This is a genomic window from Arthrobacter sp. Helios (assembly GCF_023167125.1).
In the GTDB taxonomy this organism is placed as follows: Bacteria; Actinomycetota; Actinomycetes; order Actinomycetales; family Micrococcaceae; genus Arthrobacter_B; species Arthrobacter_B luteolus.
In genome coordinates, this window is the sequence record NZ_CP095402.1 from 1341520 (window position 1) to 1359346 (window position 17827).

Below are 17827 nucleotides of genomic sequence, written 5' to 3' on the forward strand. Positions count from 1 at the left end.
GTGGCATGGACGACGGCGTGCTCTCCTGGGTACGGATCGACGGGACAAGTTCGGTGCCGCCGTACGAGCAGCTCCGCCTGCAGATCCTTGATGCCGCCAACGACGGCAGCCTTGCCGTCGGCACCAGGCTTCCTCCCGTCCGTGCGCTGGCAGCGCAGCTGGGCCTCGCGGTGAATACGGTGGCACGGGCGTACCGCGAACTGGAGCAGGCCGAGGTGGTTACCACCCGTTCCCGGGCCGGCACCATCATCGCCGCGGCGGGGGATAACGGCAGGCGCCGCGTGGCTGAAGCCGCCAGGGTTTTTGCTCACACAGTCAAGGCCAACGGAGTGGACTCGAAGACGGCGCTCTCCTACGTCGAAGCGGCCCTACGCCAGGGGTGAACACACCCACCCTCGAATACATGTTCGAGTTCCGAGTGTTCTACAGTGGAAAGCGTGTCTACCGCGACTTCACTCTCCCCTGGCCAAACACCGAACCACGGCGGCGACCTGTCGCGCCTGATCGTCAAGGGCGCACGGGAGCACAACCTGCGCAATGTCGATCTGGACCTGCCCCGGGACGCAATGATTGTTTTCACCGGTCTCTCGGGTTCCGGTAAGTCCTCCCTGGCGTTCGACACCATCTTTGCCGAGGGGCAGCGCCGCTACGTGGAATCACTGTCCTCCTACGCCCGGATGTTCCTGGGCCAGGTGGACAAGCCAGACGTCGACTTCATCGAGGGCCTGTCACCCGCGGTGTCCATCGACCAGAAGTCCACCAGCAAGAACCCCCGCTCCACGGTCGGCACGATCACCGAGATCCACGACTACATGCGCCTGCTCTGGGCACGCGTGGGCACCCCGTTCTGCCCGGTCTGCGGGGAACCGGTGAGCCGGCAGACGCCGCAGCAGATCACCGACCAGCTCCTCGAGCTCGAGGAAGGGACCCGCTACCAGATCCTGGCGCCGGTGGTCCGTGGCCGCAAGGGCGAGTTCGTCGACCTGTTCAAGGACCTGGCCGCGAAGGGCTATTCCCGGGCGAAGGTGGACGGCAAGCTCGTCCAGCTCTCAGATCCGCCCAAGCTGGGCAAGCAGTACAAGCACACCATCGAGGTCGTGATTGACCGACTGGTCGCCAAGGACGGCATCCGGCAGCGGCTCACCGACTCGGTGGAAACCGCCCTGGCACTGGCTGACGGCCGCGTCCTGGCCGACTTCGTGGATGCAGAGGAAGGCAGCCCGGAACGGACCCGCACCTTCTCGGAGCACCTCGCCTGCCCGAACGAGCACCCGCTGGCTATCGACGAAATTGAGCCACGGTCCTTCTCCTTCAACAACCCCTTCGGCGCCTGCCCCGTCTGCACCGGCATCGGTTCGCGGCTGGAAGTCGACGAAGAACTGGTTGTCCCCAACCCAAACCTCAGCCTCGCAGCCGGCGCGATCGCCCCCTGGTCGATGGGTACGGCCACCACCGAATACTGGAACCGCCTCCTGGACGGACTGGCCAAGGACATGGGCTTCTCCATGGACGTGCCGTGGAAGAAGCTGCCGGCGAAGGCCCGCGAGGCCGTGCTGCACGGCAAGGACCACAAGGTTGTTGTCCAGTACAAGAACCGGTTCGGCCGGGAACGCAAATACAGCACCGGCTTCGAAGGCGTTATCGGCTACATCAAGCGCAAGCACCAGGAGACCGAATCCGAAAGTTCGCGGGACCGCTACGAGGAATACATGCGGGAAACCCCGTGCCCGGAATGCGGCGGCGCCCGGCTGAACCCGGCCTCGCTTTCGGTGCTGATCAACGGACGAAACATCGCCGAAGCCAGCAGGATGCCGCTGCGCGAGGCTGCCACGTTCTTCGACACCCTGACCCTGACTCCGCGCGAAGCGAAGATCGGTGAACAGGTCCTCAAGGAAATCCAGGCCCGCCTGACCTTCCTGCTCGACGTCGGCCTCGACTACCTCAGCCTCGACCGCCCGGCCGCCACCCTCTCCGGCGGTGAAGCACAGCGCATCCGCCTCGCCACGCAGATTGGTTCCGGCCTGGTCGGCGTCCTCTACGTCCTCGACGAGCCATCCATCGGCCTGCACCAGCGCGACAACCGGCGCCTGATCGAAACCCTGGCCCGGCTCCGGAACCTGGGGAACACCCTGATCGTGGTCGAGCACGACGAAGACACAATCCATGAAGCGGACTGGGTCGTCGACGTGGGACCCGGCGCGGGGGAGGCCGGCGGTGAAATTGTGCACTCCGGCCCATTGTCCGAGCTGCTGACCAACACGCGCTCGATTACGGGTGACTACCTCTCCGGCCGGCGGAAGATCGAGGTCCCTGCCAAGCGGCGCAAGGTCGACAAGTCCCGCCAGCTGAAAATCGTGGGCGCACGGGAAAACAACCTGCGCGACCTCGATGTCAGCCTGCCGCTGGGCGTCTTCACTGCGGTTACCGGCGTGAGCGGATCGGGTAAGTCCACGCTCATCAACGACATCCTGTACCGGGTCCTCGCCAGCAAGCTGAACGGCGCCAAGCACGTGGCCGGACGGCACACCCGGGTGGACGGCCTGGAACACCTGGATAAGGTCATCCACGTTGACCAGAGCCCCATCGGCCGCACCCCGCGCTCCAATGCGGCCACCTACACGGGCGTCTTCGACCACATCCGGAAACTGTTCGCCGAAACCAACGAGGCCAAGGTCCGCGGCTACCTTCCCGGCCGGTTCTCCTTCAACGTCAAGGGCGGCCGCTGTGAAGCCTGCCACGGCGACGGCACCCTGAAGATTGAAATGAACTTCCTGCCGGACGTCTACGTCCCGTGCGAGGTCTGCCACGGCGCCCGGTTCAACCGCGAAACCCTGGAAGTCCACTACAAGGGCAAGAACATTGCCGAGGTCCTGGACATGCCGATCGCCGAAGCCGCGGAGTTCTTCGCGGCGTTCAGCCCGATCGCACGCCACCTCAACACCCTCGTTGACGTCGGCCTCGGGTATGTCCGCCTCGGTCAGCCCGCCACCACCCTCTCCGGCGGCGAGGCCCAGCGGGTCAAGCTGGCCGCCGAACTGCAGAAGCGTTCCAACGGCCGCAGCGCCTACGTCCTGGACGAGCCCACCACGGGCCTCCACTTCGAAGACGTGCGGAAACTGCTGATGGTCCTGCAGGGCCTCGTGGACAAGGGCAATACCGTCATCACGATCGAGCACAACCTCGATGTCATCAAGAGCGCGGACTGGATCATCGATCTGGGGCCCGACGGCGGATCCGGCGGCGGCCAGGTAGTCGCCTCCGGTACCCCTGAAAAGGTGGCCAAGACCCCGGCCAGCCACACCGGCCGGTTCCTCGCGGAGATTCTCAGCTAGTCACACCGGGCTCCCGGGGCCGGCGTTCGCCGGCCCCGGGAGCCCGCCGACATATTCCGGCCGCGTTATGTATTTTTCGCCCCGGCGCCTCTCTGTGGGAAACTTGCCCGGTGATAAAACTCCGGCTTCTGGTCCTGTTTGATCTTGATGGCACCCTCGTGGACCCCGCCGGCAGCATAACCGGGGGAATCAGCGCTGCCCTCTCTGCTTCCGGCCTGCCGGTGCCGGCCGAGCCGGACCTCCACCAGATGGTCGGGCCGCCGCTGGCCGAGTCGCTGACCCGCATTGCGGGCGTACCCGCTGCCCAGCTGGACGCCGTGATCTCCCGGTACCGCACCGGCTACCGGGAAACTGGTATGGCTGCCAGCCGCCCGTACCCCGGCATCCGGGCAGCAGTGGAAGAACTGCGGGAGGCCGGCTGCCTCGTGGCCGTGGCAACGCAGAAACCCGAGCCCACCGCCAAGGAACTTCTCCGGGTCCAGCACCTGGATGGCCTGTTCGATTCAGTCCACGGTTCGCCGGCTGATGAGCGGGCCGCAGCAAGCGACGGCAAGGCCTCCATCATCAAGGCCGCCCTGGACCGGCACGCAGGAAAGTATTCCGCGGCAGTCATGGTGGGGGACCGCCAGCATGACGTGCACGGTGCTGCCGCCAACCTGATTCCCTGCATCGGGGTTTCCTGGGGCTTCGCAGCAGACGGCGAGCTGGAAGCCGCGGGGGCTGCCGCCGTCGTTGCCTCAGCCCCGGAGCTGAAGGCTGCCGTCGCGGAGGCCGCGGGTCTGGCAGGTGCCCATGGCCCTGTATGACCTCACCCGGTCCAGCACCCGCGGGCTCATCCGCCTTTGCCGGCCCACCGTCAGCGGCCTGGAGAACGTACCGACGTCCGGGCCCTTTATTGTCGCTTCCAACCATCTGTCCTTCCTCGACAGCGTCCTGATCCAGGCGCTGATGCCGCGGCGGGTCGGTTTCTTCGCCAAGGCCGAGTACTTCACTACGCCGGGGCTCAAGGGCGCCGCGATGCGCAGCTTCTTCGAAAGCGTCGGTTCCATTCCGGTTGAGCGGGACCAGCAGGCTGCCAGCGTCGCGGCGCTGAAATCCCTGCTCGACGTGCTCGAAACCGGCGGCGGCATCGGCATCTACCCGGAGGGTACCCGTTCCCGTGACGGCCTGCTCTACCGCGGCCGCACCGGCGTCGGCTGGCTGGCGCTGACCTCCGGAGCGCCGGTGGTCCCCGTTGGCCTGATCGGCACGGAACGGCTGCAGCCGGCGGGCAAGAAATGGGTGAAGCCGCGGCCGTTCACCATGTCCGTGGGCCGGCCGCTGTACTTCCAGAAGACCGGGCCGGGCCATGCCCTGCCGGAGCGGCGGCGGGTTACGGACCAGGTCATGGACGCTATTGCCGAACTCTCCGGCCAGGACCGCGCCGCCAGCTACAACCAGAACCGGCCCGACGGCGCCTGAGCCGGCCTCTGCCGGGGCCGCGTGCATTGCGCGGGCGGCGAAACCGGCCGGGCAGGCGTCCGGCGGCAGGCCGGCACCGCCTTAGGATGGAAAAGTGGCAGATCCAGCAACTTACCGGCCCCGGGCGGGGGAAATACCGACGGAACCCGGGGTGTACCGGTTCCGGGATGAACACCGCCGGGTCATTTATGTGGGCAAGGCCAAAAACCTGCGTTCCAGGCTTAACTCATATTTCGCCAACCCGCGGCAGCTGCTGCCCAAAACCCGAGCCATGGTCTTTACCGCCACCAGCGTGGAATGGACGGTAGTTGGCACCGAGCTGGAGGCCCTGCAGCTCGAGTACACCTGGATCAAGGAATTCAGTCCCCGGTTCAACATCATGTTCCGGGACGACAAGTCCTACCCGTACCTCGCCGTCACCATGGGGGAGAAGTATCCCCGCGCCCAGGTGATGCGCGGAGACCGGCGGAAGGACACCCGCTACTTCGGCCCGTTCTACCCGGCGAAGGCAATCCGCGAGACCCTCGACACGCTCCTGCGGGTCTTCCCGGTCCGCACCTGCAGTGCCGGCGTCTTCAAGCGGGCCGAGCGCACCGGACGCCCCTGCCTGCTGGGCTACATCGATAAGTGCTCCGCACCGTGTGTTGGCCGGATCAGCCCGGAAGACCACCGTGCCCTGGCCGCTGAACTGTGCGCCTTTATGTCCGGGGACAGCAAACGTTTCATCCAGGACCTGGAAAAGCGGATGCAGCATGCCGTGGCGGAACTGGACTATGAGTCGGCCGCCCGCATCCGGGATGACATTTCCGCACTGAGGAAAGTCTTCGAACGCAACACGGTGGTCCTGTCCGAGGATACCGACGCGGACATTTTCGGCCTCGTCCAGGACGAACTGGAAGCGTCCGTCCAGGTCTTCCACGTCCGCGGCGGCCGGATCCGCGGCCAGCGCGGCTGGGTCGTGGAAAAGGTCGAGGACATGGACACCGGCGAGATCGTGGAGCACCTGCTGCAGCAGGTCTACGGTGAAGCTGCCATGGCGGACCGGATTCCGCGCAGGGTACTGGTTCCGGTGCTGCCGGAAAACGCGGAGGAACTCCAGGTCTGGCTGCGCGGCCTGCGCGGCTCCAAGGTGAAGATCTCCGTTCCCCAGCGCGGCGATAAGAAATCGCTGATGGAAACCGTCACCCGGAACGCCGAAGATGCCATGCGCCTGCATAAGAGCCGGCGGGCCGGAGACCTGACCACGCGGTCAGCCGCCCTGTCCGAACTCCAGGAAGCACTGGATATCCCCGTGCCGCTGCTGCGCATCGAGTGTTACGACATCTCCCACGTGCAGGGCACCAACGTGGTGGCGTCGATGGTGGTGGCGGAAGACGGTCTGATGAAGAAATCCGACTACCGCCGCTTCTCGATCACCGGTGACGCGGCCCGGGACGACACAGCCTCCATGTACGACGTGATCTCCCGCCGGTTCAAGCACTATCTGGCCGATAACTTCGACCCGGCCGCTGCGGTGCCCGACGCCGATTCCGGTTCGGTGCCCGGGGCAGCGGACCCTGCGGCACTGCAGCCCGGTGAGCCGGTGGCGGACACCCTGACCGCCGCGCCGAAGGCCAAGTTTGCCTACCCGCCAAACCTGGTGGTGGTCGACGGCGGCAAGCCCCAGGTCGCCGCGGCGTCCCGGGCGCTGGAAGACCTGGGCATCACCGACGTGTACGTTGTGGGGCTGGCCAAGCGGCTGGAAGAAGTCTGGGTGCCGGACAGCGAATTCCCAGTCATCCTGCCCCGCTCTTCCGAAGCGCTGTTCCTGCTGCAGCGCATCCGGGACGAGGCGCACCGCTTTGCCATCACCTTCCACCGGCAGAAGCGCGGCAAGTCCATGACCGCGTCTGCCCTGGACAACGTCCCCGGCCTGGGCCCGGCCAAGCAGAAGGCTCTGATCAAGCACTTCGGTTCGGTTCGCCGGCTGAAGCAGGCCACCACCGGGCAGCTGATGGAGGTTCCCGGCATCGGTCCGGCCATGGCTTCCGTCATTCAGTCCTCCCTGGCCGGCTCCGAAGCCGCACCGGCGGTCAATATGACCACCGGCGAAATAATCGAATCTTAGCTAGGCTTGGGACTGCCGGTGCACGGCGGCCTGACAGGCCGTCCCGGCGCCGGCCAAGACCGGCACTGCAGGGCACTGCACGGAAAATAGGCACCAAAAATAGGCACCGGCACTAGTTGGCTGACTGACGGGACACAGAAGAACATGACAGAAGTGGACGGGCTGCAAAGCGTCAAGCCTGCCGAGTCCGAACTACTCGTTGTCACCGGCATGTCCGGTGCCGGGCGAACCACCGCAGCCAACGCCCTCGAAGACCACGGCTGGTATGTCGTGGAGAACCTTCCGCCGCTGATGCTTGGCACACTCACTGAGCTCGTGTCTAGGATGCCGCATTCGATTCCCAAGCTCGCAGTGGTGATCGATGTCCGCAGCAAGGAACTCTTCCAGGACATCCGCGAAGCGCTGGGCAACCTCCGAGCCGCCGGCGTCACTTACCGTGTGCTGTTCCTCGAAGCCTCAGACCAGGCCCTCGTCCAGCGCTTCGAAAGCGGCCGCCGTCCGCACCCGCTGCAGGAAGACGGCAGGATCCTGGACGGAATCGCGGCCGAGCGGGATGTGCTGCGTGAGCTGCGTGATGCCTCGGACGTCATCGTTGACACCTCAAAACTCAATGTCCATGCCCTGGCCACCACCATCACCGAGCTGTTCACCGAACACGGCCCGATCGTGCTGCGCCTCAACGTGATGAGCTTCGGCTTCAAGTACGGTCTTCCGGTTGACGCGAATTTCGTGGCCGACGTCCGGTTCATTCCCAACCCGCACTGGGTTCCGCAGCTGCGCCCGCACACCGGCCAGGACGCCGATGTGCGCGAGTACGTGCTTGGCGCCCACGGCACCGCAGACTTCCTGGACCGCTATGTGGAGGCCCTGGTGCCGGTCATTGACGGGTACCGGCGGGAAAACAAGCACTACGCCACGATCGCCGTCGGCTGCACCGGTGGAAAGCACCGGTCCGTTGCCGTCACCGAGGAACTGGCCAAGCGGCTGGCGAAACTGCCGCATGTGACCGTGAGCTCCCACCACCGCGACCTTGGGCGCGAATAGGTGGGGTTCCTTACCGGCCCCATCCCCATCCTCCCCGAAGGCGGGCCCCTCCGTCCCCCTGGAGGAGGGAAGTCCCCGGCGGTCGTGGCGCTGGGCGGCGGCCACGGCCTCTCTGCCTCCCTCTCTGCGCTGCGCCTGCTCACCACCGACCTGACCGCCGTCGTCACGGTTGCTGACAACGGCGGATCCTCCGGCCGGCTCCGCGAGGAACTCGATGTGCTGCCGCCGGGGGACCTGCGGATGGCACTGTCAGCCCTCTGCGATGACACCGACTGGGGACGCACCTGGCGGGATGTGATGCAGCACCGGTTCCACTCCCGCCCCGGCGTGGACGGTGCCCTGGACAACCATGCGCTGGGAAACCTGCTGATCGTCACCCTCTGGGAGCTGCTGGGGGACCCCGTCGCAGGGCTCCAATGGGCCGGGGCCCTGCTCGGTGCGCGCGGCCAGGTGCTGCCCATGTCCACGGTCCCGCTGACCATCGAGGGCGACGTCCTGCGGCTGACCGGTTCCGCGCTCCGGCACGAAACCGTCACCGGGCAGGCGGAACTGGCCGTTGCCGGAACACACTCGAATGTCGTCAATGTCCGCCTGCTGCCTCCGGATGCGCCCGCCTGCACGGAAGCGGTCTCCGCGATCCGGCGGGCGGACTGGGTGATCCTGGGACCCGGCTCCTGGTACACCTCCGTGCTGCCGCACCTGCTGCTGCCGGAAATGCGCGAAGCCCTGTGCGACACCCGGGCCCGCCGGTGCCTGACCATGAACCTCAGCAACGAAACCAAGGAGACCTCGGGGATGACCGCCGTCGACCACCTCCAGGTGATCCGGCGCTATGCGCCCGGGTTCAAGGTGGACGTTGTGCTGGCCGATCCGGCGGTGGTGGAGGACCGCGGGGCCTTCGCAGCGGCGGCCGCCGAAATGGGGGCCCGTCCGGTCTTCGGTAAGGTAGGGGCAGCGGCCGGGCGGCCGATCCATGATCCGCTGCGTCTGGCAGCCGCCTATCACGATATTTTCGGGGAAAGCTAGGAGTGTATTTGTGGCGCTGACTGCTGCAGTCAAAGAGGAACTCTCACGTCTGACCGTGAAAAAGTCCTCAGTTCGAAAAGCCGAAGTTTCGGCAATGCTGCGCTTTGCGGGAGGTCTTCACATCATTTCGGGCCGCATCGTCATCGAGGCCGAGGTTGACCTCGCGTCGACGGCCCGGCGGCTGCGTGCTGCAATTGCCGAGGTCTACGGCCACGTGAGTGACATCGTTGTAGTCACGGGTTCAGGGCTGCGGCGCGGAAACCGCTACGTGGTGCGGGTCGTGAAGGACGGCGAGTCCCTGGCCCGCCAGACCGGGCTCCTGGACGCCCGGGGGAGGCCGGTCCGCGGACTGCCGTCCGTCGTCGTGAACGGCTCCGCCGCAGACGCCGAGGCAGTCTGGCGCGGGGCGTTCCTTGCCCATGGTTCCCTGACCGAGCCCGGACGCTCCTCCTCGCTGGAAGTCACCTGCCCCGGACCGGAAGCTGCCCTGGCCCTGGTCGGCGCCGCCCGGCGGATCGGTATTGCCGCCAAGGCCCGCGAAGTGCGCGGTGTGGACCGTGTGGTGATCCGCGATGGAGACACGATCGCCGCCCTGCTCACCCGGATGGGCGCGCACGACGCGCTGATGGTCTGGGAGGAGCGGCGGATGCGCAAGGAAGTCCGCGCCACCGCCAACCGCCTGGCCAACTTCGACGACGCCAACCTGCGCCGCTCGGCCCAGGCCGCCGTCGCTGCCGGTGCCCGGGTGGAACGCGCCCTGGAAATCCTCGGGGAGGACGTCCCGGAACACCTGCGTTATGCCGGTGAACTGCGGGTGGGGCACAAGCAGGCCAGCCTGGATGAACTCGGACGCCTGGCCGAACCGCCCATGACGAAGGACGCCATTGCCGGCCGCATCCGGCGTCTTCTGGCCATGGCTGACAAACGCGCAGGTGAACTGGGAATTCCGGGCACCGAAGCAAATGTGACCCCTGAAATGCTTGACCAGTAGCCACCCGCATAGGATGGACTAAGGTTGCTGACCTGTTCAGCCCGATGAGCTTCCGGATGGAAAAGCCGTCCGGATAATGGATCCGACAATCAACGGAGGATTTTCGTGAACGAATACACACTGCCTGAGCTGCCGTACGACTACGCTGCGCTGGAACCGCACATCTCTGCGCGCATCATGGAACTGCACCACGACAAGCACCACGCCACCTACGTCGCCGGCGCCAACACCGCCCTCGCGCAGATGGCAGAAGCCCGGGAAAAGGGCGACTTCGGCACCATCCCGAAGCTGTCCAAGGACCTCGCGTTCCACCTCGGTGGCCACACGAACCACTCCATCTTCTGGAACAACCTCTCGCCTGAAGGCGGAGACAAGCCTGTCGGCGAGCTCGCAGCAGCCATCGACGACTTCTTCGGTTCCTTCGATGCCTTCCGTGGCCAGTTCACGGCGGCGGCGAACTCCCTTCAGGGTTCCGGCTGGGCCATCCTGGCCTACGAGCCCCTCGGCGGCAACCTTGTCATCGAGCAGCTCTACGATCAGCAGGGCAACATCCCCGTGGGCACCGTTCCCCTGCTGATGCTGGATATGTGGGAGCACGCCTTCTACCTCGACTACGTCAACGTTAAGGCTGACTACGTCAAGGCATTCTGGAACATCGTCAACTGGGCTGACGTCGCAGCCCGTTTCGACGCTGCACGCACCGGCGCTTCGAAGCTGATCCTGCCCGCCTAATCACGGCAGGCACGCGCCAAATTGGGTGCCGCCGGTCACATACCGGCGGCACCTACGCGTAAGATGAAGCAACGGCTCATGCAGTGCCTGAAGGCAGTCCGTGCGCCGGCGCAGGTCCGGCCCGCCGCTCCTGCGAAGTCAACTGAAGTGGCCTTTTCCCACTGAGGTCACTGATTCTCGAACGACCCGCTATCAAGGAGAGAAGAAAAGTGACTACTCGTGTTGGAATCAACGGATTCGGGCGTATCGGACGCAACTACTTTCGGGCCGCACTGGAACAGAACGCCGATCTTGACATCGTTGCCGTCAATGACCTGACGAGTCCCGAGACCCTGGCCCACCTGCTCAAATACGATTCCATTACCGGCCGGATCGGCTCCAGCGTGGAGGTCCAGGACGGCAACCTGGTAGTGGGCGGCAAAACCATCAAGGTCCTCGCGGAACGCGACCCCGCCAAACTTCCCTGGAAGGACCTGGGCGTGGACATCGTCATTGAGTCCACAGGGTTCTTCACCAAGGCCGACGACGCCAGGGCCCATCTTGAGGCCGGCGCCAAAAAGGTGCTTATCTCCGCCCCCGGCAAGGGCGCGGACCGCACCATCGTGATGGGCGTGAACGACAGCACCTACAACCCCGCCACGGACACCATCATCTCCAACGCCTCCTGCACCACCAACTGCCTCGCACCGCTGGCCAAGGTCCTCCACGACGCCTTCCGGATTGAACGCGGGCTCATGACCACCGTCCACGCTTACACCGCGGACCAGAACCTGCAGGACGGCCCGCACCGCGACCTGCGCCGCGCCCGTGCCGCAGCCCTGAACATCGTTCCCACCAGCACCGGAGCCGCCAAGGCGATCGGGCTCGTGATCCCTGAGCTGGACGGCAAGCTGGACGGCTTCGCCCTGCGCGTTCCCGTGCCCACCGGGTCCGTGACCGACCTGACGGTCACCCTGGGCAAGGAAGCCAGCGTCGACGCCATCAATGAGGCGTACAAGGCTGCCGGGGAAGGTGCCCTGAACGGATACCTCCGCTACACGGACGAGCCCATCGTCTCCTCCGATATCGTGACCGACCCGGCGTCCTGCATCTTCGACTCGGGGCTGACACGCGTGATGGGCAACGAGGTTAAAGTTGTTGGCTGGTACGACAACGAGTGGGGCTACTCCTGCCGGCTGGTGGACCTCACCGCACTCGTAGCTTCCAAACTTTAGCCCCACCGCCCGCACGGCAGAGACAAACAAAGGTAGACATGACAATCAAGACACTCGACGAACTGCTCAGCGACGGCGTTGACAACCGATACGTGCTTGTCCGTTCCGACCTGAACGTACCGCTGGACAACGGCCGGGTTACCGACGACGGCCGTATCCGCGCCTCGATTCCAACCCTGCAGCTGCTGGTGGAGCGCGGCGCCAAAGTCATTGTCATGGCCCACCTCGGCCGGCCGAAGGGCCAGCCGGACGAGAAGTACAGCCTGCGCCCCGCCGTGGACCGGCTCGACGAACTTGCACCCTTCGCTGTCGAGTTCGCCGACGACGTGACCGGCCCCAGCGCCAGGGAACGCGCTGCCGGCCTCGCCGCGGGAAGCGTCCTGGTGCTCCAGAACATCCGGTTTGATGCCCGGGAAACCTCAAAGGACGACGCTCAGCGCAGGGAACTGGCCCAGGAACTGGCCGGGCTCACCGGCGGGACCGGCGCCTACGTGGACGATGCCTTTGGTGCTGTGCACCGCAGGCACGCCAGCGTGTACGACATTGCCGAAGTCCTCCCCGCATACGAGGGAAACCTGGTCCGCTCTGAACTCGAGGTACTTTCCCGGCTGACCTCGGACCCGGCCAAGCCGTACGTTGTGGTGCTCGGTGGTTCCAAGGTCTCGGACAAGCTGGCCGTGATCGAGAACCTCATGACCCGGGCCGACTATCTGCTGATCGGCGGGGGTATGGTTTATACCTTCCTGGCCGCTCAGGGATACAAGGTGGGGGCCTCTCTGCTGGAAGAGGACCAGATCGAGACAGTGAAGGACTACCTTTCCCGCGCGGCGGCGACCGGCTGCGAGTTTGTCCTGCCCACCGACATCGTGGTGGCGGACAGGTTTGCACCGGACGCCAAGCACGAGGTTGTCCCGGCCTCTGCCATCGAGGGCAGCAGTTTCGGTGCGTCCGGAACCGGCCTCGACATCGGTCCCGACTCAGCGGCTGCCTTCAGCGAGCGTATCCGTTCGGGTGCCACGGTGTTCTGGAACGGGCCCATGGGGGTCTTCGAATTCGATGCTTTCGCTAACGGGACGAAGGCCGTTGCCGAAGGTTTGAAGGCGTGCTCCGGGCTCACGGTGGTGGGCGGCGGAGACTCTGCGGCAGCCGTGCGCAAACTGGGATTCTCCGACTCAGACTTCGGGCACATCTCCACCGGCGGCGGCGCCAGCCTGGAATACCTCGAGGGCAAGGAACTGCCGGGCATCGCCGTCCTCGACAAATAACCCTTTCGGGTCCGCCGGTCCTTGGCCGGCGGACCCGTTCCCATGTCCGCGCCAGGACACCCTAACCCAACCGAACCGGAGCAGAGATGACAACCTCGACCAACGGCAAGTTCGACCGCACACCGCTGATCGCGGGCAACTGGAAAATGAACATGGACCATGTGCAGGGCATTACGCTGCTGCAGAAACTGGCTTGGACACTGAGTGACGCCAAGCACGACTTCAGCCGCGTTGAAGTGGTGGTCTTCCCTCCGTTCACTGACCTGCGCAGCACCCAGACCCTGGTGCAGGGGGATAAGCTCAAGGTGGCCTACGGCGCCCAGGACCTCTCCCCGGAAGATTCCGGCGCATTCACCGGAGACATCTCCGGGCAGTTCCTGTCCCGGCTGGGCTGCAGCTATGTCCTGGTCGGCCACAGCGAACGCCGGAGCGTGCATGGTGAATCGGACGCCCTGCTGAACGCCAAGCTCCAGGCCGCGTTCCGGAACAACCTGGTTCCGGTGCTCTGCGTTGGCGAAGGCCTCGCCGAGCGGCAGGCCGGCAACCACCTGCTTCACACCCTGGAACAGGTGCGCAACGACCTGGTGGGGTTGTCAGCTGAGGAAGTCTCGCGCCTGGTGATCGCGTACGAACCGGTCTGGGCCATCGGCACCGGTGAGGTGGCAGGCCCGGAGGACGCCCAGGAAATGTGCAGCACCATCCGCGCAGAACTCGCAGATCTGTACGACGATGCGGTTGCCGCCAAGGTCCGGCTGCTCTACGGGGGATCCGTGAAGGCAGCCAATGCCGCCAGCATCCTCAAGGAGCGGGACGTGGACGGCGTGCTGGTGGGCGGTGCCAGTTTGGACGTAGCCGAATTTGCTAATATTGTCAGGTTCGAACAACACCTGGTGACCGACTGACCTGCGCAGCGGCAGCGTCTCCAATTCAATGTGTCACCCGTGAAAGGCCGTAAGTGGAAATTCTGAAGATCATCCTGCTGGTTCTGCTTGGCCTGACCAGCTTGCTGCTCACCTTCCTGATCCTTCTTCACAAGGGCCGCGGCGGCGGTATGTCGGACATGTTCGGCGGGGGTATGAGCACCAGCATGGGTTCTTCCGGAGTCGCGGAGAAGAACCTCAACCGCTTCACCGTGGTGCTGGGCCTCTCCTGGGGCCTGGTCATCATTGCCCTCGGCCTGATCCAGCGTTTTTCCGGCGAGTCCTAGGACCCTCCCGATAGATCTGCCGCCCCGGCCGCTCAGGCAGCCGGCGCGGCGGCAGTTTTAATCAGCTTGTACAGGCGTCAGCCTACACAGAGAGTGGCCCCGGATCATTAGATCCGGGGCCACTCTCATGCTGGTAACGGCAGGTCTTAGCTGGCCTTTCCCGGAGTCCTAGTTCCCGGACTCCAACAGCCGGTCCGGGAGCTGCGAAGCAGCCGCCTGGTCAACCAGCCACCGGGTCTTCGCCCGGCCCTGTGCGCCGGCTGCAGGGACCTGGACCGGACCGGCACCTGCCAAGGCCAGGCCCACGGCTCCGGCCTTGTCCTCGCCGGCCACCACCAGCCAGACCTCTTCGGCGGTGTTGATCGCTTCCAGCGTCAGCGACACGCGCTCCGGCGGCGGCTTGGGGGAGTCGCGCACCGCGACGACGGTCTCGCCGGTGGTGCGGATGCCGGCCATTTCCGGGAACAGGGAGGCGACGTGCGCATCGGGCCCCACCCCCAGGAGCAGGACATCGAACCGCGGAAGCCGCGGGTCGATCTCCTCAAACCCTGCCGCGAGCTCCTCTGCCGCGGCCACTGCAGCCAGTTCCCCGGCATACACGGCAGCCGCAGCTTCGACGTCGCTGGCGGCTTCGGTGGAGGGAACCTCGTGGACCCGCACCGGGTCCACTCCCAGGGGCTCAAGCATGGCCTCCCAGGCCGCCCGGGCGTTGCGGTCCGGAGAGTCAGCGGCAACAAACCGCTCGTCACCCCACCAGAAGTTCACCCGGCTCCAGTCCACCGCGGTACGTGCGGGGGCCGCTGCCACGGCGGCCAGCACCGCAATGCCTGCACTCCCGCCGGTTAGCACCACAGTGGCCTCTCCCCGCCGGCTCTGCACGTCCACCAGTTTCGTGATCATACGGCCCGCAGTAGCACTGCAGAGGGCATCGAAGTCAGGGTGGATGCTCACACCGTTGGGGAATTGCCTCATGCGTCAATCCGTTCCGGGATCAGGCACGCAGCCAGTCCCTGCGTTAGTACTTCTCCGAATACTTCGTCAGGATCCAGCCGGCGGAGTTCTTCGGCCAGGCACTCGTGCAGGTTCCGCCGGGGCAGGGCTATCCGCTGTTCGGGCTGCCCGGGCTGGGTGAGGTAGGCCGTACTGCCGTCAGGCCGGTACAGCTCAATCATCCCGGCGTCACGTTCCAGCCGTACCCGCCGCATGCCGCTGCCGGCCTTATCCTCGATGATTTCCACCGGGACGCGGAGGGCATTCTTCAGCCAGGCAGCCAGCAGGAAGGTACTCGCGGAATCCGAGGCTCCCTCCACTGTGATCGAACGGATGCCGCTGGAGCCGTTCTGCTCCAGCACGGCTGCCAGCTGGATCCGCCAATGCGTCAACCGGGTCCAGCTCAGGTCCGTGTCGCCGGCCTGGTAGCTGTGGCTGAGGTCCAGCAGCGCCTGCTTCGGATTCGCCTCATTCGCAGCATCGGTGATGCGCCGGTGCGCGATGCGGCCCAGGGGAGTGGAGGCCGCGGATTTGGGGACGCCGTGCGGCCACCAGGCCACGATCGGCGCGTCCGGCAGCAGCAGGGCCGAGACCAGCGACTCGCTCTCGGCAGCCAGCTCGCCGTAGCCGTACAGCAGGATGACCTCGGAGGCGCCGGCGTCACCGCCCACGCGGATCTGGGCGTCCAGCCGGGAGGGCTCATCCGGTGAACCTGCCACCAGAACGATGATCCGGCAGGGGTGTTCCCGGCTGGCGGCGTTCGCCGCGTCGATGGCTTCTTCCACGAAATCGGGCTTTGCGACGATGACGAGGGTCAGGACGCGGCCCAGGGCCACCACACCGCCCTTGTCCCGCATGGCAACAATCTTCTTCGACACCTTGGAAGTGGTGGTGTCTGGCAGTTCAACAATCACGGCCTTCTCCAGGTCCTTCCGTCGCGGGCAAGCAGTTCGGCAGCTGAGGGCGGGCCCCAGCTCCCGGGGGCGTACGGCTCCGGCTGTTCATCCAGTGACGCCCAGTATTCCTCGAACGGATCCACGATCTTCCAGGACAGCTCCACCTCTTCGTGCCGCGGGAACAACGGCGGTTCTCCGAGCAGGACGTCGAGGATGAGCCGTTCGTAGGCCTCCGGGCTGGACTCCGTGAAGGAGTGTCCGTAGCCGAAGTCCATGGAAACGTCCCGGACTTCCATCTGGGTTCCCGGCACCTTGGAGCCGAACCGGATCGTGGCGCCTTCGTCCGGCTGCACGCGGATGACGACGGCATTCTGGCCGAAGTCGTCCTCTTCGTGGTCCCGGAACAGGAGGTTCGGCGCCCGCTTGAAAACGACGGCGATCTCGGTGACACGGCGTCCCAGCCGTTTGCCGGCGCGCAGATAGAAAGGTACTCCGGCCCAGCGCCGGGTATTGATGTCCAGCCGGATCGCCGCGAACGTTTCGGTCTTGGATTCCGGGTTGAAGCCTTCTTCCTCCAGGAACCCGGTGACCTTTTCGCCGCCCTGCCAACCGCCGGTGTACTGGCCGCGGGCCGAATGCGTGGAGAGGTCCTTGGGCAGCCGGACGGCGGCCAGGACCTTCTCCTTCTCGGCGCGCAGGTGCGCTGCGTCGAAGGAGATGGGCTCTTCCATCGCCGTGAGCGCCAGCAGCTGGAGCAGGTGGTTCTGGATCACGTCGCGGGCAGCCCCGACGCCGTCGTAATAGCCGGCGCGCCCGCCGATGCCAATGTCCTCGGCCATTGTGATCTGGACGTGGTCAACATAGTTGGCGTTCCAGATCGGTTCAAAGAGCTGGTTCGCGAAGCGCAGCGCCAGGATGTTCTGGACCGTTTCCTTGCCCAGATAGTGATCAATCCGGAAGACCGAATCGGCAGGGAAGACGGCCTCGACCACTTGGTTCAGGTCCCGGGCGGACTGGAGGTCATGGCCGAACGGCTTCTCAATGACAACACGGCGCCACTGACCTTCGGCCGAATCCGCCAGTCCATGGCTGGAGAGCTGCTGGCATACCTGCTCGAAGCTCTTCGGCGGCACTGACAGGTAGAACGCCACGTTGCCGCGGGTGCCGCGCTTCGCGTCCAGTTCCTCGAGCGTGGTGCGGAGTTTGTCGAACGCCTGGTCGTCGTCGAACCCGCCCTGCACAAAGCGGATGCCTTCGACCAGCTGGTCCCAGACACTTTCGCTGAACGCTGTCCGGGAACCCGCCTGCACCGCTTCCTTCACATAGGCGGTGAAATCGGCGTCGCTCCATTCCCGCCGGCCGAATCCGACCATGGAAAAGCTGGGCGGAAGCAGGCCGCGGTTCGCCAGGTCGTAAACCGCCGGGATGAGTTTCTTGCGGGCCAGATCTCCGGTGACACCGAAAATTACCAGTGAAGAGGGACCGGCGATCCGGCTCAGGCGCCGGTCACGCGGATCCCGCAACGGGCTGGGGGAACCGTTGTCTTGCTCATGGGACATCAG

General features: G+C 65.5%; 16 protein-coding genes. 13 read left to right on the forward strand and 3 right to left on the reverse strand.

What is annotated here, in order from left to right; all coding sequences use genetic code 11:
* The first annotated feature begins 5 nt into the window (after window positions 1–5).
* The 13 genes from ArtHe_RS05940 to secG all read left to right on the forward strand — a co-directional run bounded on the left by ArtHe_RS05940 (window position 6) and on the right by secG (window position 14379).
* Window positions 6–383 (forward strand): GntR family transcriptional regulator, encoded by a 378-nt coding sequence (locus ArtHe_RS05940; protein ID WP_066297977.1) that lies wholly within the window; start codon window positions 6–8, stop codon window positions 381–383.
* 54 nt (window positions 384–437) lie between these two features.
* Window positions 438–3332 carry an excinuclease ABC subunit UvrA gene (gene uvrA / locus ArtHe_RS05945; RefSeq protein ID WP_174522116.1) on the forward strand — a complete coding sequence of 965 codons (2895 nt, stop codon included), beginning with the start codon at window positions 438–440 and terminating at the stop codon, window positions 3330–3332.
* Between the two features lie 110 nt (window positions 3333–3442).
* Window positions 3443–4138, forward strand: a complete 696-nt coding sequence (locus tag ArtHe_RS05950; protein WP_248319173.1) for an HAD hydrolase-like protein — start codon at window positions 3443–3445, stop codon at window positions 4136–4138.
* Window positions 4125–4793 (forward strand): lysophospholipid acyltransferase family protein, encoded by a 669-nt coding sequence (locus ArtHe_RS05955; protein ID WP_248319174.1) that lies wholly within the window; start codon window positions 4125–4127, stop codon window positions 4791–4793. The genes ArtHe_RS05950 and ArtHe_RS05955 overlap by 14 nt, the downstream gene beginning before the upstream one ends.
* Window positions 4794–4887: 94 nt before the next feature.
* The gene (uvrC, locus tag ArtHe_RS05960) at window positions 4888–6900 is read left to right on the forward strand and encodes an excinuclease ABC subunit UvrC (protein ID WP_248319175.1); all 2013 of its coding nucleotides are present in this window, start codon (window positions 4888–4890) and stop codon (window positions 6898–6900) included.
* 144 nt (window positions 6901–7044) lie between these two features.
* Window positions 7045–7944: an RNase adapter RapZ gene (gene rapZ / locus ArtHe_RS05965; RefSeq protein ID WP_248319176.1), complete on the forward strand. Its 900-nt coding sequence runs from the start codon at window positions 7045–7047 to the stop codon at window positions 7942–7944.
* A 21-nt stretch (window positions 7945–7965) separates the two neighbouring features.
* On the forward strand, window positions 7966–8970 hold the full coding sequence (gene yvcK / locus ArtHe_RS05970) for a uridine diphosphate-N-acetylglucosamine-binding protein YvcK (protein ID WP_248319690.1): 1005 nt from the start codon (window positions 7966–7968) through the stop codon (window positions 8968–8970).
* A 10-nt stretch (window positions 8971–8980) separates the two neighbouring features.
* Complete coding sequence (gene whiA / locus ArtHe_RS05975; protein ID WP_248319177.1) at window positions 8981–9961, forward strand: DNA-binding protein WhiA; 981 nt, start codon at window positions 8981–8983, stop codon at window positions 9959–9961.
* A gap of 105 nt (window positions 9962–10066) precedes the next feature.
* A complete protein-coding gene (locus ArtHe_RS05980; protein ID WP_066297958.1) occupies window positions 10067–10693 on the forward strand; it encodes a superoxide dismutase in 627 nt (208 codons plus the stop codon).
* A 209-nt stretch (window positions 10694–10902) separates the two neighbouring features.
* A complete protein-coding gene (gap, locus tag ArtHe_RS05985; protein ID WP_248319178.1) occupies window positions 10903–11907 on the forward strand; it encodes a type I glyceraldehyde-3-phosphate dehydrogenase in 1005 nt (334 codons plus the stop codon).
* A 38-nt stretch (window positions 11908–11945) separates the two neighbouring features.
* Complete coding sequence (locus ArtHe_RS05990; RefSeq protein WP_248319179.1) at window positions 11946–13172, forward strand: phosphoglycerate kinase; 1227 nt, start codon at window positions 11946–11948, stop codon at window positions 13170–13172.
* 86 nt (window positions 13173–13258) lie between these two features.
* Window positions 13259–14074, forward strand: a complete 816-nt coding sequence (gene tpiA / locus ArtHe_RS05995; protein ID WP_066297950.1) for a triose-phosphate isomerase — start codon at window positions 13259–13261, stop codon at window positions 14072–14074.
* 53 nt (window positions 14075–14127) lie between these two features.
* Window positions 14128–14379, forward strand: coding sequence for a preprotein translocase subunit SecG (gene secG / locus ArtHe_RS06000; RefSeq protein ID WP_066297948.1), 252 nt, complete (start codon window positions 14128–14130; stop codon window positions 14377–14379).
* Window positions 14380–14547: 168 nt separating this feature from the next.
* Here the strand turns inward: secG and pgl are convergent, their stop codons facing one another.
* Genes pgl through zwf form a run of 3 tightly spaced genes read right to left on the reverse strand, consistent with a single transcriptional unit; the run spans window position 14548 to window position 17824 of the window.
* Window positions 14548–15351 carry a 6-phosphogluconolactonase gene (gene pgl, locus ArtHe_RS06005; RefSeq protein WP_248319180.1) on the reverse strand — a complete coding sequence of 268 codons (804 nt, stop codon included), beginning with the start codon at window positions 15349–15351 and terminating at the stop codon, window positions 14548–14550.
* Window positions 15348–16283 carry a glucose-6-phosphate dehydrogenase assembly protein OpcA gene (locus tag ArtHe_RS06010; RefSeq protein WP_066297943.1) on the reverse strand — a complete coding sequence of 312 codons (936 nt, stop codon included), beginning with the start codon at window positions 16281–16283 and terminating at the stop codon, window positions 15348–15350. Before ArtHe_RS06010 ends, pgl begins: the two co-directional genes overlap by 4 nt.
* The gene (gene zwf / locus ArtHe_RS06015) at window positions 16280–17824 is read right to left on the reverse strand and encodes a glucose-6-phosphate dehydrogenase (protein ID WP_066297941.1); all 1545 of its coding nucleotides are present in this window, start codon (window positions 17822–17824) and stop codon (window positions 16280–16282) included. The genes ArtHe_RS06010 and zwf overlap by 4 nt, the downstream gene beginning before the upstream one ends.
* Between the last annotated feature and the right edge of the window lie 3 nt (window positions 17825–17827).

What these genes read in the sequence shown, in the direction of transcription:
- ArtHe_RS05940 (WP_066297977.1), top strand. Translation starts at nt 6, where the DNA reads ATGGACGACGGCGTGCTCTCCTGGGTACGGATCGACGGGACAAGTTCG.
- rapZ (WP_248319176.1), top strand. Translation starts at nt 7,045, where the DNA reads ATGACAGAAGTGGACGGGCTGCAAAGCGTCAAGCCTGCCGAGTCCGAA.
- ArtHe_RS05990 (WP_248319179.1), top strand. Translation starts at nt 11,946, where the DNA reads ATGACAATCAAGACACTCGACGAACTGCTCAGCGACGGCGTTGACAAC.
- zwf (WP_066297941.1), bottom strand. Translation starts at nt 17,824, where the DNA reads ATGTCCCATGAGCAAGACAACGGTTCCCCCAGCCCGTTGCGGGATCCG.
- ArtHe_RS05955 (WP_248319174.1), top strand. Translation starts at nt 4,125, where the DNA reads ATGGCCCTGTATGACCTCACCCGGTCCAGCACCCGCGGGCTCATCCGC.
- pgl (WP_248319180.1), bottom strand. Translation starts at nt 15,351, where the DNA reads ATGAGGCAATTCCCCAACGGTGTGAGCATCCACCCTGACTTCGATGCC.
- tpiA (WP_066297950.1), top strand. Translation starts at nt 13,259, where the DNA reads ATGACAACCTCGACCAACGGCAAGTTCGACCGCACACCGCTGATCGCG.